The following is an 8370-nucleotide window of genomic DNA, read 5'->3' on the forward strand; positions in this document are numbered from 1 at the left end:
GTGATGCGAGTAGTTTGCGTCGCGGACCGGTCGACTCGGGCCCCGTGTTGGAGAAATACCAACCCGGGGCTTTCGTGTTGAAATTGGGGTTGCAGTTATTGCTTGCGGTCGTTGACGAACCGCTTGACCTAGGAGGCCCCATCAGCACTGAGACTCGCATCAACGATCGCATCCGCGTACCCGAGGTCCGCCTCATCGGACCGGGTGGTGAGCAGGTCGGGATCGTGCGTGTTGAAGATGCACTACGCGTCGCCATGGAGGCCGACCTCGACCTGGTCGAGGTGGCACCGGACGCGCGTCCACCCGTTTGCAAGATCATGGACTACGGCAAGTTCAAGTACGAGACCGCGCAGAAGGCGCGTGAGTCCCGGAAGAACCAGGTCCAGACCGTGATCAAGGAGCAGAAGCTCCGACCGAAGATCGACGATCACGACTACGAGACCAAGAAGCGCAACGTCGTTCGCTTCCTCGAGGCCGGATCCAAGGTCAAGGTCACGATCATGTTCCGTGGTCGTGAGCAGTCCCGGCCGGAACTCGGTTTCCGGCTGCTGCAGCGGCTGGCCTCCGACGTCGCCGATCTCGGTTTCGTCGAAACCTCGGCCAAGCAGGACGGCCGAAACATGACCATGGTCCTCGCCCCGCACAAGGGCGCGAAGACGCGGGTGAAGGCTCAGAACGAGGCCAGCTCGGCACCGCAGCGCAGCAGTGCGCCGGCGCCCGCGGCCCCGGCGCAGGCCCCGGCTCCCGAGGCCGCTCCGGCTCCGGCTGCCACCCCGCCGCAGTAATAACGAACAGCATTGGCGGAAGCGCGCTTCGGCGCGCCTCCGGCACGAGACAGATTGAGGATTCCATGCCGAAGATGAAGAAGCACAGCGGCGCCTCGAAGCGATTCAAGGTGTCCGGTGCGGGCAAGCTGCTGCGTCAGCAGGCGAACCGTCGCCACCTGCTCGAGCACAAGCCGTCCACCCGGACTCGTCGTCTGGACGGCACGGAGGTCGTCGCGAAGGCGGACGTCCCGCGCGTCAAGAAGCTGCTCGGCCTCTAAGGCCGCGTAAGCACCTCGCGTTCTCGAACGCCATCCCCGACTAACTTCGGGCGCGTATTCTGCGCCCGCCCAATCGATCAAGGACTGACAAGTGGCACGCGTCAAAAGGGCCGTCAACGCTCAGAAGAAGCGCCGTTCCGTTCTCGAGGCCTCCAAGGGCTACCGCGGCCAGCGCTCGCGGCTGTACCGCAAGGCCAAGGAACAGCAGCTGCACTCGCTCACCTACGCCTACCGCGACCGCCGCGCGCGCAAGGGTGACTTCCGCAAGCTGTGGATCGCTCGTATCAACGCCGGCGCGCGTCTGAACGACATGACCTACAACCGCTTCATCCAGGGCCTCAAGGCCGCGGGTGTCGAGGTCGACCGCAAGATCCTCGCCGAGCTGGCTGTCTCCGACGCCGCCGCGTTCGCCGGTCTGGTCGCCATCGCGAAGGCCGCGCTGCCGGCCGACGTCAACGCCCCGGCTGCGTAAGCTGCCGCTGCGTGACAACGCAACAGCATTCGGAACGACCCGTGGAAGCGCTCTCCGAGCGCAATCCGCGGGTCGTTTCCGCTGTCAAGCTGCATCGGGCGCCGGTGCGGCGCAAATCCGGCCTGTTCCTGGCCGAGGGGCCCAATTCCGTTGCGTCCGCGCTGGATACGGGTCATGTCGAGGAACTGTTCTACTCGCTGAAGGCCGCCGGTCGCGAGACCGAACTGGTCGCGGGCGCGGCCGCCATGGGCGTGCGCACCACGCTGGTGAGCGATCGGGCCGCGGAAGCGCTCGGCGAGACGGTGACCCCGCCCGGCCTGGTCGCGGTCTGCAAGCAGATCGACGTGCCGGTGCGCGACATCCTGGCCACCGCGCCGCGGCTGCTCGCGGTTCCGGTCGCCATGTCCGACCCGGGCAACGCGGGCACGCTGATCCGCGTCGCCGACGCGGTGGGCGCGAACGGTGTCGTGCTGGCCGGTGATTCGGTCGATCCGCACAACGGCAAGAGCGTGCGCGCGGCGGCCGGGAGTCTGTTCCACGTGCCGATCGCCCGGGACCGCGATATCGAGGCCGTCCTGCACGCGCTGCGCGCGGCGGGCATCACGGTGCTGGCCACCGCGGCCAAGGGGGAGGTCGACCTCGACGAGGCCGACGACATCCTGCGCGGTCCGGTCGCCTGGCTCTTCGGCAACGAGGCGCACGGGCTCGATCCCGAGGTCGCCCGGCAGGCGGATCATCGCATCCGCATTCCTATTCGCGGCCGGGCCGAGAGTCTGAACCTGGCCGCGGCCGCGTCGATCTGCCTCTACGCGAGCTCGCGCGTGCAACACGCGAAGTAAGTCACACCTCGGACGGAATCCGCTCGCCGGTGGATACCGTTCGAGGGATTCACCATGGTCGTGGGCTCGGGAGGGGAGCAGGCATGCGGGTGGGACGTGGGCGTTCGCTGGTGTCGGGCGGACGAGGTGTGGCGCTGACCGCGCTGCTGGGCGCCGCGGCGCTGTTGCCGGGCGCGCCGGCCGGTGCGGAGCCGGCTCCGGGGCTGGAGTGGGTCGCGTGCCCGGCCGGGTCCGGCGCCGAAAAGGCTTCGTGCGCAACGGTATCGGTGCCGAGGGACTACGCCGATCCGGACGGTCCGCGGATCGAGGTCACGGTCAGCCGGATACCGGCGCTGGACCCGGCCCGCAGCCGGGGCATGCTGTTCGGCAATCCCGGCGGCCCCGGCGGTGACGCGCTGAGTTTCTGGACCGGCGCCGCCACGCGGGTGCCGCAGCTGCGGGAGTGGGATCTGATCGCGGTGCAGCCGCGCGGCCTGCGCTGGTCCACGCCGCTGCACTGCACCTCCGCGCTGGACGTCGTGCTGGTGACCGATCGGGCCGCGTGCGAGCTGGATCGGCCCGGCTATCCCGCGACCGTCACCACCGAGTCCGTCGCCCGGGACATGGACCAGGTCCGCCGGGCGCTCGCGGTGGATCGGATCGACTTCCTCGGTATCTCCTGGGGCACCTACCTCGGCGCGGTGTACGCGACCCTTTTCCCCGAGCACGTCGGCCGGATGGTGCTGGACTCCAACGTGGATCCGGACGTGAGCTGGGTCGACCAGGTGGCGGATGTGCCCGTCGGCGTGTACGAGCGGCTCGACGCGATCTTCGACTGGATCGCGGCCAACGACGCGATCTACGGGCTCGGCCCGACGCGGGCGGATGTGCTCGCGGAGTGGAAGCGTCAGTCCGCGGCGCAATCGGGCGGCTGGGGGTCGGCCACCGTCGCGGCCACCACCTTCGCCGCGTACTCCCGCAGCCAGTGGCCGTACCTGGCGCAGGGGATGCGCGAGTACCGCGACGACCCGGGTGAGACCCGGTTCCTCGATTTCCTCGCCCGCCCGCCCATCGTCGGTGATCCGACGTCCGCGTGGATGCGGGACGCCACGCGCTGCAACGAGGACAGCGGGCTGAACCTCGCCGCGCTGACCGCGACCGCCGCCACCCTGCTGACCGAGACGAACCCCTACCTCCAACAGGCGGCGGTGGTGCGGTCCGGAATCACCTGTGCCGCATGGCCGCAGACCACCCGCCGCGTGCATGTCGACGGCACTCGCCTGGCGGTACGCCCCCTGCTGGTGCAGAGCCGCCACGACCCGGCCACCTCCGGCGCCCCCGGCCTCGCCGCGGCCCTCGGCGGCGACATCATCTGGGTGGAGGGCGGCGACCACGGCAACTTCACCCGCCCCAATCCCGTGCTCAACACCGCTGTCCTGCGGTACCTCCGGACCGGCGAAGTCACGATCGACACGGCCCCCGAGGCCCCCATCACCTCCCCGAATCCGCCGACGGAGGTGCCCGCCTCCCGCTGACCTCCCCGGCCCGCGCCCGATCTCGGGAACCGTGATGGCGGGGCGATCGCACCGCCGCCACGGTGTGGGTCAGTTGCCGGGCTCGATCAGCTGGATGTCGAGCTCGATCTCGATGGTGTCGCTCACCAGCATGGTCGGGATGCCGGGGGCGATCCCGAACGCGCTGCGGTCGATCGTGCCCCGGGCGGCGAAGCCGGCGTGGTTCTTGTTGTCGAGCGGGAACAGTTGCACCCCACCCCATTCCACGTGCAGGGTGACCGGCTTGCTGACGTCGCCGATCGTGCTGAGGCCGGTGACGTCGAACTCGTCGGTGATGGCCACCGGTTCGGGCACCCGGAAGGTCAGGTGCGGGATCTTGGTGACATCGAGGATGTCGGCGCCGCGCACGTAGTTGTCGCGGAACTCGTTGCCGGTGTCGAAGGAGTCGAAGTAGACGGTGGCCTCGATCGCGGCGGCGCCGTCCTGGTCCACCACGAAGGCGGCGTCGAAATGGTTGAACCGGCCCCGGACCTTCGAGATGCCGAGATGCTTGACGGTGAAGTGCACCGCCGAATGCGCGGTGTCCAGGGTCCAGGCGCCGGGGGCGATGAGTGTCTGCTGGGAGGTCGTCATGGCGCACAGACTAGGCGGCGTCCATACCCCTGCCCCGCAACGTATCCCGCGTGTTTCCGCAGCTCGTCGGGTATGTCCGGGTCTGCGGGTGCCCCGTCGGCCGTCCGCCTCGGCGCGGGCCTGACCTACTCGCGGGTAGGGTACTGCGGTGAGTGATTCAACGCGTGTCTACACCAGAATCTTCGTCCGGACGGCCCCGCTGTTCGGTGTTCTCATGGCCGGCTACACCGCGATACTCGGGGTCGGGCTCGGCGGAGCCGTCGTGGTGGGCGTGGTGGGCGGACTGCTGTTCGGGGCGATCATGTCGCTGCTGCTGGGCACGATCAGCATTCGATCGGCGCGCCGGATCGGCGGCGAGGCCGCCACGAACGCGCCGGTCCGCCAGCAGGTCTCGACGGTTCTGAGCGCGGAACCGCCCGCGGTGTTCGAAGCCGTGGACCATCTCATCCAGGGCTCCGGCGCGCGGGTCACCCGGCGCGACACGATCGCGGGCCGGATCGAGGCCCGCACGGGGTTCTCCTGGAAGAGCTGGGGGGAACGGCTTTCCGCGACCGTGTTGTCCCTGGGCGACGGCCGCACCGAGGTGCGTATCGAGAGCCGGCCGGCCTTCCCGGGCACGGTCGTCGACTACGGCAAGAACCTGCAGAACGTCCGGCAGCTCGAGCAGGGACTGCGGGGGCTGTTCCCGGGAGACTGAGCGAGTGCGAGCGGGACCCGGAAAGCTCAGTCCCCGTTCGATTCCAGATCGGACAGCATCTCCTGTGCCCAGGGCGCGGGCACCGCGTCGGGGCCGACCACCTGCATGGCGGTCAGGTCGGTGAGCAGCATCCCGGTGGCGATGAACCGGCGTACCTCGGCCACCGACGCCCCGGTCGCCTCGCGCGCGAGGTCGTAGATGCGCCCGAAGCGCGCCCGCACCTCGTTGCCGATCTCCGGGTCCGCGCTGGCCGCGAACCCGTGCAACAGCATGAGCGGCCGGGTCCGGTCGGTGAGGAAGATGTTGTAGCTCTGCCCCATGGCGTACAGCTTCTCCTCGGGCGTCGCGGAGGCCGGCGCCTGCTCGACCGCCGTCCGGAAGACCTCCTCGATCCGGTCGCAACTGAGCCGCAGCGCGGCCAGGAACAGCTGCTGCTTGGTCCCGAACAGCCGGATCACGTACGGCTGCGACACTCCCGCCCGCCGCGCGATCTCGTCGGTTTTCGTTGCGGCGTAACCGGATTCGGCGAACGCGGACAGGGCGGCCTCGAGCACCTGCTCGCCGCGCTCACTGGCGGTCATTCGCGTTCGGGTGGTCCTCATGGCCGGCCGGGCTCCTCGTCACTGGGGTTGGTCCTCGCCCGACCATGTTATCAGTCAATGCATACTTGCCGGTCGAGGCCGCCGTCACCGCTCGAGCGAGGTAGCCCCATTACCGCGCCGCTCGGTTAGCGCTCGGGTTTGGTGATCAGCAGGAAGCGGCCGTTGGCTCGGCGCTCGCTGTGTTCGGAGACCCGGACGTCCAGGAGGGCGGGCGGGGTCACGGCCTCCAGGTCGATGGCCAGGGTGTCGTCGGGCAGGTCGGTGAAGTGTTGGCGCTCTTCGGGATCCAGGTCGCCTACCAGGTCGGTGACGGGGACCGGCTTGGCCTCGGAGTGGCGGTGGTCCCAGGGGTAGAGGGCGGCGGCCAGGTGGGGGTTCTCGTTGTCCAGGACGTCGTCGAACTCGTAGTCCTCGTCGGGGGGAGTGGCGTCGATCCCGGCGGCCAGGGCCGTCCACCACTCGACCAGGGAGCGGGCCTGCAGGGCCAGGGTGGCGTCGAAGTCGGGGGAGCTGCCCAGGATCGGGCCCCAGTGGCCGGTCTCGCGGTCGATGTCCACGAAGTAGTGGTCGCCCGAGCCGCGAGCCATATACAGCTGCAGCGCCGAACCTTTCGGTCCGGTGTCGGACTCCCCGCCGACCGCGCCCTCCCAGCTCGGCGGCTCGTCCAGCGCCCGCCGCTCGTGCCCCGGCCCGAAGTACTCGCCCTCCACCAGTAACCCGCCGACCTGCCGTAGCAGCGACCGCTCCGGCTCGGCCACCGGCACCGGAAACGCGTCGAGCTCACTGTCGCTGAACCCGGAGAACAACTGCACCACGTCGGACCGCTGCTCGGCCAGTGCCCGCAGTTTGGTTACGAGTTCTTCGACGACGGTGGTCATTGGAATCACCCCAAACATGTTCGTGGACTTGTGGTTGCCGAGCCTATCGGGTGCGGACGGGGGATGTGGGGCGAGTCGCGGGTGTAGGGAGTCCCGCGCTCGGGTGTGGCGCGGGGAAGCGAGCGACCGTTTCGAAGCCGGGTCCGGGCACCGGTTGCCTGTTGACTTGTTATCAGTGGATGCATACTCTCTAGTTATCAGTCGATAACAACAAGGGTTGGTCATGACTTCGACACTCGAAAAGTCCTCGGGGGCAACGGCGGACGGCAAGCCGCCGCGGTCCCTGGCCGCGGTGCTGGTCGCCGTGGGTATTCCGATGTTCATGGTGACGCTGGACAACCTGGTGGTCACCAACGCGCTGCCGGTGATCCGGACCGAGCTCGGCGCCTCGCTGTCGGACCTGCAGTGGTTCGTCAACGCCTACACGCTCTCGTTCGCCTCGCTGATCCTGACCGCGTCGGCGCTCGGCGACCGCATCGGGCGGCGGCGGCTGTTCCTGATCGGGATCGCGGTGTTCACCGCGGCGTCGGCGGCCTGCGCGGTGGCCAGCGAGCCGTGGATGCTGATCGCGGCGCGGGCGGTGCAGGGGCTGGGGGCGGCGGCGGTGCTGCCGCTGTCACTGCCGCTGCTGTCCGCGGCGGTGCCGGAGAAGATCCGCAGCGCGGCCATCGGCATCTGGGGCGGCATCGCCGGACTCGGCGTCGCGCTCGGCCCGGTCGTGGGCGGCGCGGTCGTGGACGGGCTGAGCTGGCAGTGGATCTTCTGGCTGAACGTGCCCATCGGCATTCTGGCGCTCCCGTTCGTCGCCCGGGTGCTCGGTGAATCCTTCGGCAGCACAAGGCGTTTGGACATCGCCGGCCTGCTGCTGTCGGCCGGCGGCGTGCTCGCGGTGGTGTGGGGCGTCATTCACGGCGCGGACGACGGCTGGACCTCGGCCCCGGTGCTCGGCGGATTGCTCGGCGGCGCGGCGCTTTTCGCGGCCTTCATCGTGTGGGAGCGCCGTACCCCGGACCCGATGCTGCCGCTGCGCCTGTTCGCCGATCGCGGCTTCAGCCTGATCAACACCACCATGCTCACCTTCTCGGTCGGTGTCTTCGGATCGATCTTCCTGCTGGCCCAGTTCTTCCAGGTCGTCAAGGGCTACAGCCCCTTCGAGGCCGGGGTGCGCACCATGCCCTGGACGATGGCCCCGATGGTGGTGGCCCCGCTCGCCGGACTGTTCGTCGACCGGGTCGGCCCGCGCGTGCTGGTCGCCACCGGCCAGGTCCTGCTCGCCGGTGCGCTCGGCTGGATGGCGCTGATCACGAGCACCGATGTCGCCTACGGCTCGCTGGTGCTGCCGTTCATCATGGGTGGCGTCGGCATGGGCCTGACCTTCGCGCCCGCCGCGACGGTCGTCATGTCCAGCGCGAGCGCGGCCGATCAGGGGATGGCCTCGGGCACCAACAGCACGATTCGCGAAGTGGGCGTGGCCCTGGGCGTGGCGATCCTGGCCTCGGTGTTCGCCTCGCACGGCTCCTACACCGACCCGCAGAGCTACGTCGACGGCCTGATCCCCGCGGTCTGGGTCGGCGCGAGCATCGTCGCCGTCGGCGCGGTCGTCGCGGCGTTCCTGCCCGGTCGCCGCGCGGCGGGTGAGAAGGCCGCGGGTACGGCGGCGTTCGCGCACTGATCCGGCAGCGGTGTGATTCGGCCCGCCCGGCATTCGCCG

General features: G+C 69.5%; 10 protein-coding genes. 7 read left to right on the top strand and 3 right to left on the bottom strand.

Annotated features, from left to right (window positions below; all coding sequences use genetic code 11):
- Window positions 1-89: 89 nt before the first annotated feature.
- The 5 genes from infC (at window position 90) to ACWIGI_RS19675 (ending at window position 3870) form a co-directional block, all read left to right on the top strand.
- Window positions 90-785: a translation initiation factor IF-3 gene (gene infC, locus ACWIGI_RS19655; protein WP_454203911.1), complete on the top strand. Its 696-nt coding sequence runs from the start codon at window positions 90-92 to the stop codon at window positions 783-785.
- 65 nt (window positions 786-850) lie between these two features.
- Window positions 851-1045: a 50S ribosomal protein L35 gene (gene rpmI / locus ACWIGI_RS19660; RefSeq protein ID WP_354987826.1), complete on the top strand. Its 195-nt coding sequence runs from the start codon at window positions 851-853 to the stop codon at window positions 1043-1045.
- 91 nt (window positions 1046-1136) lie between these two features.
- Window positions 1137-1517 (top strand): 50S ribosomal protein L20, encoded by a 381-nt coding sequence (gene rplT / locus ACWIGI_RS19665; RefSeq protein WP_354987827.1) that lies wholly within the window; start codon window positions 1137-1139, stop codon window positions 1515-1517.
- Between the two features lie 41 nt (window positions 1518-1558).
- Window positions 1559-2356: a TrmH family RNA methyltransferase gene (locus ACWIGI_RS19670; RefSeq protein WP_454203912.1), complete on the top strand. Its 798-nt coding sequence runs from the start codon at window positions 1559-1561 to the stop codon at window positions 2354-2356.
- 83 nt (window positions 2357-2439) lie between these two features.
- Window positions 2440-3870: an alpha/beta fold hydrolase gene (locus ACWIGI_RS19675; protein ID WP_454203832.1), complete on the top strand. Its 1431-nt coding sequence runs from the start codon at window positions 2440-2442 to the stop codon at window positions 3868-3870.
- Between the two features lie 69 nt (window positions 3871-3939).
- Here ACWIGI_RS19675 and ACWIGI_RS19680 read toward each other — a convergent pair whose 3' ends face one another.
- Window positions 3940-4482 (bottom strand): YceI family protein, encoded by a 543-nt coding sequence (locus tag ACWIGI_RS19680; protein WP_454203833.1) that lies wholly within the window; start codon window positions 4480-4482, stop codon window positions 3940-3942.
- 148 nt (window positions 4483-4630) lie between these two features.
- Between ACWIGI_RS19680 and ACWIGI_RS19685 the strand changes: the two genes are divergently transcribed.
- The gene (locus ACWIGI_RS19685) at window positions 4631-5179 is read left to right on the top strand and encodes a hypothetical protein (protein WP_454203834.1); all 549 of its coding nucleotides are present in this window, start codon (window positions 4631-4633) and stop codon (window positions 5177-5179) included.
- A gap of 26 nt (window positions 5180-5205) precedes the next feature.
- Here ACWIGI_RS19685 and ACWIGI_RS19690 read toward each other — a convergent pair whose 3' ends face one another.
- The gene (locus ACWIGI_RS19690; protein ID WP_454203835.1) at window positions 5206-5781 is read right to left on the bottom strand and encodes a TetR/AcrR family transcriptional regulator; all 576 of its coding nucleotides are present in this window, start codon (window positions 5779-5781) and stop codon (window positions 5206-5208) included.
- A gap of 125 nt (window positions 5782-5906) precedes the next feature.
- Window positions 5907-6659, bottom strand: coding sequence for a hypothetical protein (locus ACWIGI_RS19695; RefSeq protein WP_454203836.1), 753 nt, complete (start codon window positions 6657-6659; stop codon window positions 5907-5909).
- A 223-nt stretch (window positions 6660-6882) separates the two neighbouring features.
- On the opposite strand from ACWIGI_RS19695, the gene ACWIGI_RS19700 reads away from it, so the two are divergent.
- Window positions 6883-8331, top strand: a complete 1449-nt coding sequence (locus ACWIGI_RS19700; RefSeq protein WP_454203837.1) for an MFS transporter — start codon at window positions 6883-6885, stop codon at window positions 8329-8331.
- The last annotated feature ends 39 nt before the right edge of the window (window positions 8332-8370 follow it).

It is taken from the genome of Nocardia sp. NPDC055321, from assembly GCF_053645575.1.